16 protein-coding genes, 1 tRNA gene and 1 pseudogene are annotated in these 13,114 nt (G+C 65.2%); 7 read left to right on the forward strand and 11 right to left on the reverse strand.

Going from position 1 to position 13,114, the window contains the following annotated elements:
- Positions 1 to 2: 2 nt before the first annotated feature.
- The 8 genes from ACZ5BT_RS01710 to ACZ5BT_RS01745 all read right to left on the reverse strand — a co-directional run bounded on the left by ACZ5BT_RS01710 (position 3) and on the right by ACZ5BT_RS01745 (position 3,950).
- Positions 3 to 368, reverse strand: coding sequence for an arsenate reductase family protein (locus tag ACZ5BT_RS01710; protein WP_464884913.1), 366 nt, complete (start codon positions 366 to 368; stop codon positions 3 to 5).
- A 77-nt stretch (positions 369 to 445) separates the two neighbouring features.
- Positions 446 to 715 (reverse strand): hypothetical protein, encoded by a 270-nt coding sequence (locus tag ACZ5BT_RS01715; RefSeq protein WP_464884914.1) that lies wholly within the window; start codon positions 713 to 715, stop codon positions 446 to 448.
- A gap of 11 nt (positions 716 to 726) precedes the next feature.
- Positions 727 to 1,002, reverse strand: coding sequence for a hypothetical protein (locus tag ACZ5BT_RS01720; protein ID WP_464884915.1), 276 nt, complete (start codon positions 1,000 to 1,002; stop codon positions 727 to 729).
- Positions 999 to 1,679, reverse strand: a complete 681-nt coding sequence (rpiA, locus tag ACZ5BT_RS01725) for a ribose-5-phosphate isomerase RpiA (protein WP_464884916.1) — start codon at positions 1,677 to 1,679, stop codon at positions 999 to 1,001. The genes ACZ5BT_RS01720 and rpiA overlap by 4 nt, the downstream gene beginning before the upstream one ends.
- Entirely contained in the window at positions 1,669 to 2,139 is a 471-nt protein-coding gene (locus tag ACZ5BT_RS01730) for a peroxiredoxin (protein WP_464885742.1), read from the reverse strand. The genes rpiA and ACZ5BT_RS01730 overlap by 11 nt, the downstream gene beginning before the upstream one ends.
- A gap of 10 nt (positions 2,140 to 2,149) precedes the next feature.
- Positions 2,150 to 2,827: a hypothetical protein gene (locus ACZ5BT_RS01735; RefSeq protein ID WP_464884917.1), complete on the reverse strand. Its 678-nt coding sequence runs from the start codon at positions 2,825 to 2,827 to the stop codon at positions 2,150 to 2,152.
- Positions 2,805 to 3,818: a tryptophan--tRNA ligase gene (gene trpS, locus ACZ5BT_RS01740; protein ID WP_464884918.1), complete on the reverse strand. Its 1,014-nt coding sequence runs from the start codon at positions 3,816 to 3,818 to the stop codon at positions 2,805 to 2,807. Before trpS ends, ACZ5BT_RS01735 begins: the two co-directional genes overlap by 23 nt.
- Before the next feature lie 45 nt (positions 3,819 to 3,863).
- Positions 3,864 to 3,950 (reverse strand) — tRNA-Leu (locus tag ACZ5BT_RS01745).
- Between the two features lie 107 nt (positions 3,951 to 4,057).
- Between ACZ5BT_RS01745 and rpmH the strand changes: the two genes are divergently transcribed.
- The gene (gene rpmH / locus ACZ5BT_RS01750) at positions 4,058 to 4,192 is read left to right on the forward strand and encodes a 50S ribosomal protein L34 (RefSeq protein WP_464884919.1); all 135 of its coding nucleotides are present in this window, start codon (positions 4,058 to 4,060) and stop codon (positions 4,190 to 4,192) included.
- 6 nt (positions 4,193 to 4,198) lie between these two features.
- Positions 4,199 to 4,537, forward strand: a complete 339-nt coding sequence (gene rnpA / locus ACZ5BT_RS01755; protein WP_464884920.1) for a ribonuclease P protein component — start codon at positions 4,199 to 4,201, stop codon at positions 4,535 to 4,537.
- 58 nt (positions 4,538 to 4,595) lie between these two features.
- Here the strand turns inward: rnpA and ACZ5BT_RS01760 are convergent, their stop codons facing one another.
- Entirely contained in the window at positions 4,596 to 5,222 is a 627-nt protein-coding gene (locus tag ACZ5BT_RS01760; RefSeq protein WP_464884921.1) for a peroxiredoxin, read from the reverse strand.
- A gap of 118 nt (positions 5,223 to 5,340) precedes the next feature.
- Here ACZ5BT_RS01760 and ACZ5BT_RS01765 point away from each other — a divergent pair, with 118 nt between their 5' ends.
- The 5 genes and pseudogenes from ACZ5BT_RS01765 to prmC all read left to right on the forward strand — a co-directional run.
- Positions 5,341 to 5,820 carry a flavin reductase family protein gene (locus ACZ5BT_RS01765; protein WP_464884922.1) on the forward strand — a complete coding sequence of 160 codons (480 nt, stop codon included), beginning with the start codon at positions 5,341 to 5,343 and terminating at the stop codon, positions 5,818 to 5,820.
- A 105-nt stretch (positions 5,821 to 5,925) separates the two neighbouring features.
- Complete coding sequence (gene yidD / locus ACZ5BT_RS01770; RefSeq protein WP_464884923.1) at positions 5,926 to 6,180, forward strand: membrane protein insertion efficiency factor YidD; 255 nt, start codon at positions 5,926 to 5,928, stop codon at positions 6,178 to 6,180.
- Positions 6,177 to 7,520: a YidC/Oxa1 family membrane protein insertase gene (locus tag ACZ5BT_RS01775; RefSeq protein WP_464884924.1), complete on the forward strand. Its 1,344-nt coding sequence runs from the start codon at positions 6,177 to 6,179 to the stop codon at positions 7,518 to 7,520. Before yidD ends, ACZ5BT_RS01775 begins: the two co-directional genes overlap by 4 nt.
- Before the next feature lie 7 nt (positions 7,521 to 7,527).
- Positions 7,528 to 8,106 (forward strand): Jag family protein, encoded by a 579-nt coding sequence (locus tag ACZ5BT_RS01780; RefSeq protein ID WP_464884925.1) that lies wholly within the window; start codon positions 7,528 to 7,530, stop codon positions 8,104 to 8,106.
- Positions 8,106 to 8,888 (forward strand): annotated as a pseudogene (prmC, locus tag ACZ5BT_RS01785) (peptide chain release factor N(5)-glutamine methyltransferase); the annotation flags it as partial. The gene ACZ5BT_RS01780 and the pseudogene prmC, both read left to right, overlap by 1 nt.
- Here the strand turns inward: prmC and mutL are convergent.
- Positions 8,874 to 10,553, reverse strand: coding sequence for a DNA mismatch repair endonuclease MutL (gene mutL / locus ACZ5BT_RS01790; RefSeq protein WP_464884926.1), 1,680 nt, complete (start codon positions 10,551 to 10,553; stop codon positions 8,874 to 8,876). The pseudogene prmC and the gene mutL sit on opposite strands and share 15 nt — an antisense overlap.
- A gap of 12 nt (positions 10,554 to 10,565) precedes the next feature.
- The gene (gene mutS / locus ACZ5BT_RS01795) at positions 10,566 to 13,085 is read right to left on the reverse strand and encodes a DNA mismatch repair protein MutS (protein ID WP_464884927.1); all 2,520 of its coding nucleotides are present in this window, start codon (positions 13,083 to 13,085) and stop codon (positions 10,566 to 10,568) included.
- Positions 13,086 to 13,114: the final 29 nt, after the last annotated feature.

Genomic DNA, 13,114 nt, shown 5'->3' on the forward strand with positions numbered 1-13,114 from the left:
CCTTACCCCTCTTGGCGGGGGATGAATCCGCGCTGGGAAAGCGCCTCCTGCCAGAACTCGGGGTCGAAGCCCGCGAGGTAATGCCCGGCGTCCAAAACCACAATGGGGCGGATGAGGACCCCGGCATCTTCGCGAACGGCCCGAAGCCATGCCTCCATCGAGGCCGACTTCAGTTCCTTAAAACGCGGATGCCGCCGCCGGAGCGCGTTGGCTCCGTATTCCTCGAAGATCCGCCGCACGACGTCCTCGGGGGGCAAGCGCTTGGTGTAATCGATGAACTCGAAAGGAACGCCCTTTTCTTGAAGCCAGTTGGCGGCTTTCTGACAGGTTATACACCCCTTCTTGCAATAAAACGCGAGTGGTTCCATCGTCCCTCCTCAAAACCCGCACACGAAGCGCCCCGGTCACCCCGTCGGCCGGCCTTCCGCTTGCCAACGCCCGGGGCTCAATCCGCCTTGGCCGTTTCGTGATCAAAGACCAGCCGCGCCGCCTCAAGCACCTCGAGCAGCGCCTCGGCATCCGAGAGCAATTCGGCTGGAACCACAACCCCCGGAACCGCCTCCGGGGCACCGTTCACGTGGATCTCGAAATACGAGCCCCTGGGCACCAGACGTACCTCTTGCAGGTTTTGTGCACGCAGCCAGGCCAAAAGACGGTTGCCAACCTCGTCGGCAAACCCGGCCACACCCTCCGCACTGACACGATAGCCACCCATGGCACACCCCCCTAATCCCGAAGATTGAGCTCCTCGTAGTAAATCATAATCGCTTCCTGGAGGCCCTCCAAGAGGTTTCGGGGGTCGCCGAGATCGCTTGCATGCAGATAAACGCCAGGCACCGGACCTTCGGCGGCGTTAAAGCGGATCGTGTAGACCGGACCCATGGCCTCGAACCATACCTCACCGACGCCTTCCTCCTGCATCCACGAGCGAACCGCTTCCCATACGGCCACGGTCAGGCCCACGGGCCTGGTTCCAAAGAGATCGACTTTGATCCGCTTCAAGGGCGAAGTTCCTCCACCCCACCGGGACCGGCCACGTAAGCGAGGTCGGCCATGTTGACGAAAAGGCCCACCTCGACCACGCCGGGGATCGACTTGAGCAGGGCCTCGAGCCCCGAGGGATCGCCGATGGGGCCGAAGTCGGTGTCGAGGATGTAGTGGCCGTGATCGGTCTTAAACGGCGCCCCGCCGGAGCCCCGCAACTTCGGGCGTCCCCCCAGGGCCTGAATCTCGGCCAGCGTCCGCCGGTAGCCAAAGGGCACGACCTCGATGGGCAAGGGGAAACGCTCGCCCAAAACCGAGACCACCTTGGTGTGATCGGCGATCACGATGAAGTGTTTAGCCGCATTCTCGACGATCTTTTCACCAAGAAGCGCCCCGCCGCCGCCCTTGATCAGCGAAAGGCCGGGACCGATCTCATCGGCGCCGTCGACGGCCAGATCAACGCCTGGCCCCTCCAGGGGAACGAGGGGAATCCCAAACTCCTCGGCCAGGGCCGCGGTCACGTTCGAAGTGGCCACCCCGCGCACGTCCCGCAGCTCACCCGCCTGGATCTTTTCACCCAGGGCAACGAGGAAGTGGCGGACGGTGCTGCCCGTGCCCAGCCCGAGCAACATTCCATCTTCCACGTGCTTTAAAGCGGCGAGCGCCGCCTGCCGCTTCAACGCCTCAAGCTTCATTCTTGGCCTCCCGCAACGCCGCGAGCGCTTTTTCCGGGTGGGCCTCGACCTTGGCCCGCCGGATCACTTTGACCACCCGGCCTTCGGGGTCAATCACGTAAGTCTGACGGAGGATGCCCTCAGACTTTTTGCCGTAGAGATTCTTCGTCCCCCAGGCACCGAGTTCACGGATAACCCTCGCCTCGGGATCCGAGAGGAGGGGAAATGTAAGTCCCAGCTTCTCAGCAAAGCGCCGATGACGTTCCGGCGGATCGGCGCTCAGGCCGAGCACCTGAGCCCCCTCGTGGGAAAGCGCCGCCTGGGCCTTCAGGAAAGCCTCGGCTTCTCGGGTACACCCTGGCGTAAAGTCCTTGGGGTAAACGTAGAGCACGACCCACCGGCCGCGCAGTTCGCTGAGTCGCCAAACGCGCCCATCCTGGTCGGGCAGGGCAAAATCCGGCGCGAGCGCTCCCTCCCTCATCATAGGCTCACTATACCGACTCCTCGAAAAGGCCCGCTTCGCGATCCGCAAGATGAACGTCGATCGGGGCGTAGGAGCGCGGCTGGACCATCGTCACCCAGCCCCGCTTTACCGCCTCGAGCAAGGCCGCAAAGTACACCGCGCGCGTGCCCCAGGACTTGGGCGCAAGCTGATCGAACCGGGCCCTTTTGACCCCTAAAAGCCGCTCGCGAAGGCGGCGCCAGGCCTCTCTGAGCCCGAAGCCAACCAGCCTGGGCCAGCTCAGGGGCTCGCTACTCCTGGGAACGAAACGGCGGAGGATTTTCGGCGAAAGACGCGGCATCCGCAGGTCCCGCGGCAGCGGCGCTGCGGGTACGGGGATGACCGAACGACGCGACTCGGCCCGGCTGGAAAGGGCGGTGGCGATCCGCTCGAGATCGGCGAACTTTTGCAGAGCCGCTTCGCCCGCCTCAGGCGCCAGCGCCTCTTCCTTTTGCTCATGAAGCCCCAGGCGAATCACGATCAAATTGGCGAGCAGGACCGCCGCCTTGGCCCTGGCCTCAAGCGACCATCCCTCGACTTGCGCCAGCGCCTCATCGATCAAACGGGCAAGCGAAATCGAGGTCAGCGCCACCCGGCCCGCCTTGACCGCGACCAGGAGTTCTTCCGCCGACCCCTCGAAACCGTCAACGCGAAGAAAGAGTCGCATCGCCCGGACGCAAGAGTCCCACTTTCTCCCGCACCTCTTCCATCACCGGTCTCGCCACCTCCGAGGCGCGCTTGCGGCCGTCCTCGAGGGCATCCATCACCACCTCGGGGTGCCGCCGCAAATGATCGGCCCGGGCCTGAATGGGCCCCAGTTCGCGCATCATGGCATCAAAGAGCAGCCGCTTGCACTCCACGCAACCGATCCCCGCCCGCCGACACTCCGGTTCGACCACGTTCTGGACCAGATCCGGATCCGAGAAATAGGTGTGGTAGCGCCAGATCAAGCAGCGGGTGGGCTCACCGGGGTCGCTGCGGCGGACCCTCGCCGGGTCGGTGGGGGCGGTGCGCAGCTTTTCCCAGATCGAATCGGGGGCCTCGAGCGTGCCGATGGTGTTCCCCACCGACTTTGACATCTTCGCGGCCCCATCGATGCCGGGAACCCGGGGCGCATCCTTGTTGATGTAGGCCTGGGGTTCGGGAAAGGTCTCGCCGAATCGCGCATTGAACCGGCGGGCGATCTCGCGGGTGAGCTCGATGTGCTGGAGCTGGTCCTCACCCACCGGCACCGTGTCCGCTTTGTAGAGCAAGATGTCCGCGGCCTGCAGCACCGGGTACATCAAAAGCCCCGCGCCGACGAAGGCTTGGCGCCTGGCCTTGTCCTTGTACTGGGTCATTCTGGTGAGATCGCCTACGGGGGTCTGGGTGGTAAAAACCCAGGCGAGCTCGGTGTGCTCCGGCACCTGAGACTGCACAAAGAGGGTCACCTTTTCCGGGTCGAGTCCGGCGGCGATGTTGGCCAGCGCCGCTTCAAAGGTCCGCTTTTTGAGGCTCGAGGGGTCGTAGGTTTGGGTGATCGCGTGGTAATCGACGATGGAGAAAAAGGCCTCCTTGCCGAGGCGCTCGCCGAGAGCGATCCAGTTTTTGATCGCCCCCAGGTAGTTGCCGATATGAATTTCACCCGACGGTTGAATGCCAGAGAAGACCCGCTTCATGGCCGCCATCATAAAACGAGCGCCTCCTTATTTGGAGGCGCTTCGTGGTGCCGGGAGTGGGACTCGAACCCACACGCCCTTGCGGGCACATGACCCTGAATCATGCGCGTCTACCAATTCCGCCATCCCGGCAGACGCCAGGTTTTAGGCTAGGGCGAACGCCTGAGTTTGTCAAGACGACCCCCGTCGTGCTAAACTCACGGGGCTGGCGGGTCCGTACCCGCAACGGGAGGGAAAAGATGAAGCGTACTTGGCAACCCAACCGACGTAAGCGCCATAAAACCCACGGGTTCCGCGTGCGTATGAGAACCCCCGGTGGCCGGAAGGTGCTCGCCCGGCGGCGCCGCAAAGGGCGCAAGCGTCTGGCAGTGTAGCTGGATTTGGAACGAGCCCGCCCTCGCTTACGCTCGCTCAAAGGGGAAACGGCGTTCCGCCGCGTTCGCCGGGGCCGCTCGGCCCGCGGACGCTACTTGAGTTTGCGCTGGCGCCCGCTCCGCACCCAAGAGGTGCGGGTGGGTATTGTCGTTTCCAAAAAAGTAGGCAAGGCGGTCGTGCGCAACAAGGTCAAACGCCGCCTGAGGGAACTCGTCCGCCGCAGCCACCTCCCCCCCGCCGAGATCATGATCATCGCCCAGCCCGAAGCGGCCGGAGCGAGCTTTCAGGAACTGGCCCGGGATCTCACCCAGGTCATGGTCAAAGCCGGCCTCATCTCCGGATAGGCTGCTGCCAAACTTTGGCCGGCCGCCTTGCGGCGGCCGGCCAAAGCACCGGGCTTGCTCAACGATCCTTCTCGGTCAGGGCCTCATAAACATGGCCCACCAGATCGAGACCGGGGCGCAGGGTCTTTTGACCGGGGCGCCAGCCGGCCGGGCAAGCGGCGTCGGGGTTTTCGCGCACGAACTTAAACGCGTCGATCAAACGCACCGTCTCCTCCGCGTTCCGACCCACGTTGTACCAGGTGACCTCAAAGGCGCGGAGGTAGCCCTCGGGGTCCACAATGAAGGTGCCCCGCAGGGCCGTGCCGTCCTCGTCGTTATAAATGCCGAGCAACCTGGCCAAGCGGCCGGTGTGGTCGGCAGCCAGCGGGAAGCGGACATCTTTAAGGAGCTTTTCCGACTCCAGCCAGGCCTTGTGGGTGTAGACCGTGTCGGTGCTCACCCCGACCAGAACCACGTCACGCGCTTTCAGCTCATCTTGGAAGCGGGCGAAATCGGCGAGCTCGGTGGGGCAAACGAAGGTGAAATCGGCCGGGTAGAAGACCAGCACCACCCACTTACCCTCGGCCGAGAGCTGGGCGAAATCGATCGTGCCCTCTTCACCCCGATCGGGAAAGTAAGCCGGGAGGGTGATCTCGGGAAACCGATCACCGATACGCAGCACCTTGACTTCGTTCTCTCGTTCCATTCACAACACCCCTCTCTCCAAAACGGAATGATAACAATTCGCGACTGAAGTCGCAAGCGCCGCTATCGTGCCACCGGCCACGTTGAGCCAACCCCTCGGGGGTTATACCAAGCGTGAGATGGACGAGAAAAGTAAGAAAACGGTATTGCGCAGTCTAACCTATGGCCTCTACGTGCTGACCGCGGCTCAGGATGACGCAGTGGCCGCGGGAACGGTGAACTGGGTCTCGCAAGCCTCTTTCAAACCCCCTCGAATCATGGTGGCCATCAAAGCCGACAGCCAGCTCCACCAGCTGGTCGAAGCCGGCGGCGCCTTCGCCCTCAACGTGCTGGCCTTCGATCAAAAACCAATCGCCCAGGACTTTTTCGGCCCCACCCGCCTCGAGGCGGGCACCCTCAACGGCCACCCCTACGAGCCGGGCCAGGAGACCGGGGCCCCGCTCCTCACCGAACTGCCCTACTGGCTCGAGGCCAGGGTTACGGGCAAGGTGGGCGGCGGTGACCACACCGTCTTCGTGGCCGAGGTCATCAACGCCGGAGTGCGCTACGAGGCCAGGCCGCTGGTCATGTGGGATACCGGCTGGTTCTACGGCGGCTAGCAACGCGCCCCCTGCTCGGCCCCCGAATTCCCAAACCGGCCCTCGTGGCCGGGCGGGAATTTGGGGTAGCCTTACCTTTGGAAAAGTGTAAGAATGGCGGTCGGTATGCGCTGGATCCTTCTGACGCTGATACGCTTTTATCAGCGTGCGATCTCCCCCCTGAAGCCCCGCACGTGTCGCTTCCACCCCACGTGCTCCCACTACGCCTACGAGGCGGTCGCCCGGCACGGCGCCCTTCGGGGCGGGTACCTGGCCGTCCGGCGCATCCTGCGATGCCACCCCTTGAACCCCGGCGGATTTGATCCGGTCCCGGAAAGAATCGAACTTTCGTTCGTGGCGAGAAAGAGGAAGTCCCAATGAAACGAGTCGTAGGTCTCTTTATTCTGTTGCTCTTACCGGGCCTGGCGCTTAAAGCCAGCTGGAAGGAAGTCGACACCAACGGTGATGGCCAACCCGAGATGGTGGCGGTGACCAACCTCGTTGACATCGCCTTTTCCCAAAATGGCGAGATCGCTGGCTGGTACGTGAAGCCGGTCAAGGGTCGCGAAATCAAAGACTACGGCCGCGCCTTCAACCTCATCCCCCCCGGCCTGCCGAAACCTGGAACCCTCGAGGGCCTCACCCTGAAGGCCAAGCGCTTCGGGCAGGAGGGCGACCGCCTGGTCGCGATTTTCGAGGGCCCGGGCGCGAAGCTGACCTGGCGCATCAGCCCCCGGCACTACACCGCCGAGGTCGAAGTCGAGCTCGCATCACCAGCCACCCTCGTTTGGTCGGGTATTGGCAAGTCAGACCGGCCGGTCACGAAGCTCCTGCCCAAAGGCCAGCAAACTCCCCTCCCTTCGGGCAAGGGCGACGCCGTCTACGTCGCCATGCAAACGGCCCCCACCCGGGGCTACGCCTTCGTTCTCTGGCCCACCTCGCCGGTCAACGCCTCGCTCGAAGCCGTGTCCGGCGGCGCGGTGGCAAAGCTCGCGCTCCCCGCCGGAAAAACGGTCTTCCGGGTCTACGGCGGCCAGAACGAGCTGGTGCGTTACCACGCCGAGGGACTGCTCAACCTGCCCGGTCTCTTTGCCCCCAACATCTGGGGCAAGCTCTCGCTGGGGCTCCTCTACCTCATGGAGGCGCTCTACCGCATCAGCGGAAACTGGGGACTGGCCATCCTGCTGCTGACCGTGCTCGTGCGCCTCTTGCTCTGGCCCCTCATGCACCAGCAGTTCAAGTCGATGGCCGAGATGCAGCGCCTCAAGCCCTTCGTCGACGAGATCAACAAGAAGTACAAGGACAACCCGGAAAAAAAGAACGAAGCCATGATGAAGCTCTACGCCGAGCACAAGGTCAATCCCGCCGCCGGGTGCTTGCCGATGTTCATCCAGCTGCCCATCCTCTTCATCCTCTGGCGGGTCATCGCCTACTACGAGTTCGGCCAGGGCTTTTTGTGGCTTCCTGATCTCTCGCTGCCCGATCCCTACTACATCCTGCCCGTGCTCTACGTGGGGGTCATGATCGCGCAGACCCTCCTCATGTCCCAAGGGAACAAAGACGCCATCCGCCAGAGCCTCTTCATGAACCTCCTCTTCGTTTACCTGGTGCTGCAGTTCCCTTCGGGCGTCACCATCTACTGGGTCTTCTCCACCCTCATCGGCTTGATCCAGCAATGGCTCATCAACCAGCAAATCCAGGCCCAGGCGGCTAGGGGATAATGGTCTTATGAGCGAAAAGAAGAAAAACCTCGACGATCTCCTCGAGGGCCTGGGCATCGGCGAAGAAGACGCCCCGCACGCGCCGCCGATCGAGTCCGCGCCCCCCTCGGAAATCCCGAAGACGCCGGAAACGGTGGTCGAGCACTTCCTGGTGGGCCTTCTCCTCTACCTCGACCCCGCCTACACCATCGAGGTCAAAACCGAGGGCAACCGGATCTACGTCGAGGTCCTCGGCGGTGATCTGGGGCGGCTCATCGGCCGCGACGGACGGACGCTCAAGGCGCTTGAGCAGCTGGTGAACGCGGTGCTCAGCAAGCACTTCGGCCGGGAATACCGGGCAAGCCTCGACGCCGCTGGTTACCGGAAACGCCGGGAAGATCGGGCGGTACGCCTGGCCATGGAGTCGCTGGAACTCGTCCTTGCCGAGGGCAAGCCGGTCGCCCTCCCGCCCATGTCGCCCGCCGAGCGCCGGGCGGTGCACATCGCGCTCAAGGATCACCCTCAGGTCTACACCGAGTCGCAGGGGGAGGGTGATGCCCGCCACGTGGTGATCTTCCCCAAGGAAACCGAAGCCCTCGGTGGGTGATGCGCCTGGCCAGGATCCAAAGCCGCGGCGAAGCCCTCGCCTACGCCCGTCAGGTCCTGGAACAATCGGGCATCGACGCCGCCGGGGCCGAGGCGCGAATCCTCGTCGCCGGCCTGCTCGGGGAAAGCCCAGAGGCATTCTTCGCCCGGTTTTCCCAGCCGCTCCCCGAGGGCTTCGCCCCCAGACTTCGATCCGCCCTTCGACGGCGAGCCCGGCGCGAACCCCTGCAGTACATCCTCGGGGAGACCGAGTTCTTCGGTCTCCCGCTTAGGGTCCGTCCCGGGGTCCTCATCCCCCGGCCGGAGACCGAGGGGCTGGTGGCGCTGGCACGGGACACTCTGATCGCCATGGACGGCGCGCCAAAGGTCCTCGATGTGGGGACCGGCAGCGGCGCCATCGCCCTGGCGCTCAAAACGCTCTTTCCCGATGCCGCCGTCTTTGCCACCGACACCAGCGCTCAGGCGCTGGCCCAGGCAAAGGAGAACGCCGACCGGCTCGGCCTTTCGATCACCTTCATTCGCGCCCCCCTGACCGCCGATCTCAAAGACCTCGACCTCATCGTCTCAAACCCACCCTACCTTCCCGAAACATTCGCCCAGTCGGCGCCGCCGGAGCTGGCCTTCGAACCCGCTGAGGCGCTCTTTGCCGGCAGGGACGGGCTGTCGGTGGCCCGCCCCCTGGCACGGCAAGCCTTCACCGCACTGAGGCCCGGGGGCTGGCTCGTGCTGGAGCTCGACCCGAGCAATATCGGCGCCCTGGCCAACGACTTAACTGCCCTCGGGTTCGACCGGGTCCAGATCCTTCCCGACCTGGCGGGAAGGCAGCGTTACCTGCTCGGCCGTCGCCCTGGGTCCGCGCCGTCCGAACCGGCGGGCCAGCTCGAACTCGGTCAGCCTTAGCGCGGTGGGACGACCGTGGGGGCAGACCCAGGGCAGTTCGCACTTCGCTAAAGCGTCGAGTAGGGCCTGGGCCCCGGCCCGGGAAAGGGCATGACCGGCCTTGACCGCGGGGAGGCAGGCCAGGCGCCCCAAAACGCGCCGCACCAACCGCGCTGGATCCCCAGGCGCGAGCAGGTTCCGAACGAACGCGCCATGTTCCTCGGAAAGACCGAGTAGGAAACGCGGGACCGTGCGCAAGCGGTAACGCTGGGGACCGAACGGCTCCAGCGACACGCCGAGTTCGCGCAAGAAGTCCTGGCGTTGAGCCAATCGCGTCTCTTCATCAGCGCTCAGGCGAACGAGTTCCGGCGCCTCGAGCGTGACCGGGGGCTCGGATCGTATCCGCGCCTTCAGCTCCTCGTAAATGACCCGCTCGTGGGCGGCGTGTTGATCCACGATCCACAGTTCATCCCCGGCTTCAGCCAGGAGGTAGAGATCGCGAAAGCTCCCCAGATAACGCATCCTGGGCCATGCCCCCGGCGCGACCTCCGGCGCCCGTTCGACCGGGGTCAGCCCGGAAAGCGTCGGCCCAAGGCTATGGCGGTGGAGGGCGTCAGCGACCATCCTTTCCACGAACTCGGCAACGCGCCCAAGCTCAAGCAAGCGCACCCTCGACTTCCTGGGATCGGTGTTGACGACCACCGTCTCCGGCGGAAGGGTAAGACTCAACACGCCGAGCGGATAATGCCCCTCCGGGAGGAGCTCAGCGTAGGCCCGAAGCACCGCGCGCAGCAGGGGCTCGGGCCAGGCGACTGGCCGGCCGTTGACCGAGAGCAGCAGGCGGTCACGGCGGGCACGGGTGAGCTCGGGCCTTGAGATCAAACCCTTGAGCAAAAAGCCCCCCTCGCCGGCCTCGACCTCGATCATCCGGTTGGCCACCACGGTCCCCCAAAACATCTGCACCGCGTCCCCGACCTTCTGACCGGCGTATGCAAAACGTTCCTCGCCGTCCGTCACCAGTCGGAAGCGAAGCCCGGGATGATGCAAGATGTAGCGCACCAGCAAGGCCTGGGCACGTTTGCCCTCGATCTCGGGGGCCTCGAGGGCACGCCGACGCGCCGGCAGACGCTGGAAAAGGTGCGTCACCTCGACCTCGGTACCGTGCGGCGCGGGGTGGGGCGGGAGGGTACGGATCTCCTCGCCCTCGGCCACGACCGTCGCGCCGCCGAGCTGGTCCTTTGGGCGGCTGGTGAGGCGAATGCGCGCGGCCATCCTGATCGCGAAGAGCCCCTCGCCTCGAAAGCCCAGGGTCTCGATCCGATCGAGGCGATTGAGCTTCGAGGTAGCGTGGGCCTCGAGGGCCAGCGCCAAAGCGTCGCGGGGGATCCCCTGGCCGTCATCCCGGACCAGGATTCGCCGAATCCCACCCCCGTCCAAAAACACCTCGATGCGCCGGGCCCGGGCATCGATCGCGTTCTCGACCAGCTCCCGGAGCACGTCGGAAGGATCGGCGATCACCTCCCCGGCGGCGATTTCGCGGACGAGCGCTTCGGGAAGCCGTCGAATCATACGCTCCCCGGTCTAGGCGGGATCGGCCACACCGAGCCGCTCCTTCAGGCGCTTCAGGGTGAGGAGGGCGTCGATCGGGCTCAAGCGGGTGAGGTCGAGGGCGAGGAGCTCATCGAGGACCGCCCGCTCGACGCCGCTGCCCCGCGCTTCCAGCCCGGCGAGAACCTCCCGGGCGCGGGCAACCACGTCCGGGGGCACGCCCGCAAGGCGCGCCACCTCGATCCCGTAGGAACGGGAGGCCGCCCCGGGGAGCACCTGGTGATAAAAGACGAGCCCGCTGGCCTCCTCGCGAGCCGCCACGTGGAAATTCCTTGCCAGGGGAAGCCTCTGGGCCAGCTCGGTGAGCTCGAAGTAATGGGTCGCGAAAAGGGCAAACGCCCCGATCTCATGCAGTTTTTCCAGCGTGGCCCAGGCGATCGCCAACCCGTCGAAGGTCGAGGTGCCCCGCCCCACCTCGTCGAGCAAGACCAGGCTCTTCGGCCCGGCGGTCATGAGGATCTCGGCCAGCTCCTCCATCTCCACCGTAAAGGTGCTGCGCCCCCGGGCGATGTCGTCGGCGGCACCGATTCGGGTGTAGATGCGGTCGAAGACGGGAAGGGTGGCCCTGCTCGCAGGAACGAACGACCCTACCTGCGCCAAAAGCGCGATCAAGGCCACCTGGCGCAGGTAGGTGGACTTGCCGCTCATGTTGGGCCCGGTGAGCACGATGATCCGAACATCCTCGCCCAGGGAAAGGTCGTTGGCCACGAAGGGCCGGCTCCGCTCGACCACCGGGTGCCGCCCCTCGATGATCTCGAGACTCGCCTCGGAGAACTTCGGACGCACGTAGTCATGGGCGACGGCGACCTCGGCGAAAGCGGCATAAACGTCGAGCTCGGCCAGGGCCCCGGCCAGGGCGCGGATCTCGTCCACGTAGGCCGCGAGTTCCTGGCGCAGCGACGCGAACACCTCGTGCTCCCTGGCTTGTGCCGCCTCCTCTGCCCGGAGGATCTCCCGCTCTTTTTCCTTAAGGTCGGGGCGGGTGTAGCGCTGGCGGTCTTTAAGGGTTTGGACAGGCCGCCAGTCCTTGGGCACGCGGGCGTAGTAGGGGCGCGTGACCTCGAGGTAATACCCGAAGACGCCGTTGTAACCGATTTTCAAGGTGGGAATCCCCACCGCCTCGCGCAACCGCGACTCGAGCGAGGCGATCCAGGCCCGGCCGGCCTCGGCCTGGGCCCGGAACGCATCGACCTCGGCATCAAAACCATCCTGGATCAACCCGCCCTCGGTGATCTTCAAAGGGGGATCGGGAACGATGGCGGCGGCGATCTTCTCGGCGACCTCGGTCAGCTCCGGCATCCGCTCTGCCAGCTCCCCGAGCCGGGGCAGGCCACGCAGTCGGGCCTTGAGCTCGGGCAGTAGGGCGAGGCTCCGCGACAAAGCCACCAGATCCCGCGCGTTGGCGCGACCCGTCGCCAGTCGCGACGCCAGGCGCTCGAGGTCGTGCACCCGGTAGAGCACCCGGCGCACCGCCTCGCGCAGTTCGGCGTCCTGAACCAGCACCTCAACCGCGTCCAGCCTGGCTTCGATCAGGGAGACATCGAGCAAGGGACGCCCCAACCACTCGCGGAGCAAACGCCGGCCAGGCGCACTCCGGGTACGGTTCAAAACCCCAAAGAGCGTCTTCCGCTCGTCGTCGCCGAGGGTGGGGGCGAAGATCTCAAGCGTATCCAGCGCCACCCGATCCAGGCGCATGTACGCCCCCGGGTCGTAGCGCAAAAACCGCCGTACCTGGCCCAGACGACCGCGCTGGGTCTCGGAGGCATAGGCGAGCGCAGCCCCGGCGGCGCGGAGGAGGGCGGTAGAATCGAGCCCCGGCGGCAGCCTCCCGAAGTGGGCCTTGAGGACCTCCCGCGCCGACTCGGCCTCGAAGACCCCCTCACCGAGCATGGTGGCAAAGCGATCTCGTAGCTCGCCGGCAAAGCGCCGGTCGGAAAAGAGCTCCGGAGCGAGCAAGACCTCCTTCGGGCGCGCCCGGGCGAGCTCATCGAAGAGCACCGAGCGCGAATAGAGGTGTGCCCCCTTGAACTCACCGGTGGAGATATCGATCAGGGCGAGGCCATAACCGTCTCCGGTGGCGATCGCCGCCAGGTAATTGGCATCGGCTTTGAGCAGCCGTTCGTCGGTCACCGTGCTGGGGGTGACGAGCTGGGTCACCTCGCGCTTGACCAGTCCGTCGGGCCCGGGGCGCGTCTCCACCTGGTCGGCGATGGCCACGCGAAACCCCTGGGCGAGCAACCGCTCGAGGTACACGTCGGCGCTGCGGAGGGGGATCCCCGCCATCGGGGTCACGAAGTCCTTCGAGCTCTTGTGGGTGAGCACCAGCCCCAAGGCGCGGGCAAGCCGCTCGGCGTCCTCGCCGAACGCTTCGTAGAAATCGCCAACCTGGAAGAGCAGGAGGTAGTCGGGATAGGCATCCCTGAGTTCGACGTACTGTGCCAGCAACGGAGGCAAGGGTCCATGCCCATCGCCTTTCAACTTCATGCGACCCATGATAATGCCCCGGACGCCCTCCCGCCGCC

It is taken from the genome of Vulcanithermus mediatlanticus (genome assembly GCF_055385885.1).

What these genes read in the sequence shown, in the direction of transcription:
- ACZ5BT_RS01710 (WP_464884913.1), bottom strand. Translation starts at nt 368, where the DNA reads ATGGAACCACTCGCGTTTTATTGCAAGAAGGGGTGTATAACCTGTCAG.
- ACZ5BT_RS01715 (WP_464884914.1), bottom strand. Translation starts at nt 715, where the DNA reads ATGGGTGGCTATCGTGTCAGTGCGGAGGGTGTGGCCGGGTTTGCCGAC.
- rpiA (WP_464884916.1), bottom strand. Translation starts at nt 1,679, where the DNA reads ATGAAGCTTGAGGCGTTGAAGCGGCAGGCGGCGCTCGCCGCTTTAAAG.
- ACZ5BT_RS01730 (WP_464885742.1), bottom strand. Translation starts at nt 2,139, where the DNA reads ATGAGGGAGGGAGCGCTCGCGCCGGATTTTGCCCTGCCCGACCAGGAT.
- ACZ5BT_RS01735 (WP_464884917.1), bottom strand. Translation starts at nt 2,827, where the DNA reads ATGCGACTCTTTCTTCGCGTTGACGGTTTCGAGGGGTCGGCGGAAGAA.
- trpS (WP_464884918.1), bottom strand. Translation starts at nt 3,818, where the DNA reads ATGAAGCGGGTCTTCTCTGGCATTCAACCGTCGGGTGAAATTCATATC.
- rpmH (WP_464884919.1), top strand. Translation starts at nt 4,058, where the DNA reads ATGAAGCGTACTTGGCAACCCAACCGACGTAAGCGCCATAAAACCCAC.
- ACZ5BT_RS01760 (WP_464884921.1), bottom strand. Translation starts at nt 5,222, where the DNA reads ATGGAACGAGAGAACGAAGTCAAGGTGCTGCGTATCGGTGATCGGTTT.
- ACZ5BT_RS01765 (WP_464884922.1), top strand. Translation starts at nt 5,341, where the DNA reads ATGGACGAGAAAAGTAAGAAAACGGTATTGCGCAGTCTAACCTATGGC.
- yidD (WP_464884923.1), top strand. Translation starts at nt 5,926, where the DNA reads ATGCGCTGGATCCTTCTGACGCTGATACGCTTTTATCAGCGTGCGATC.
- ACZ5BT_RS01775 (WP_464884924.1), top strand. Translation starts at nt 6,177, where the DNA reads ATGAAACGAGTCGTAGGTCTCTTTATTCTGTTGCTCTTACCGGGCCTG.
- ACZ5BT_RS01780 (WP_464884925.1), top strand. Translation starts at nt 7,528, where the DNA reads ATGAGCGAAAAGAAGAAAAACCTCGACGATCTCCTCGAGGGCCTGGGC.
- mutL (WP_464884926.1), bottom strand. Translation starts at nt 10,553, where the DNA reads ATGATTCGACGGCTTCCCGAAGCGCTCGTCCGCGAAATCGCCGCCGGG.
- mutS (WP_464884927.1), bottom strand. Translation starts at nt 13,085, where the DNA reads ATGGGTCGCATGAAGTTGAAAGGCGATGGGCATGGACCCTTGCCTCCG.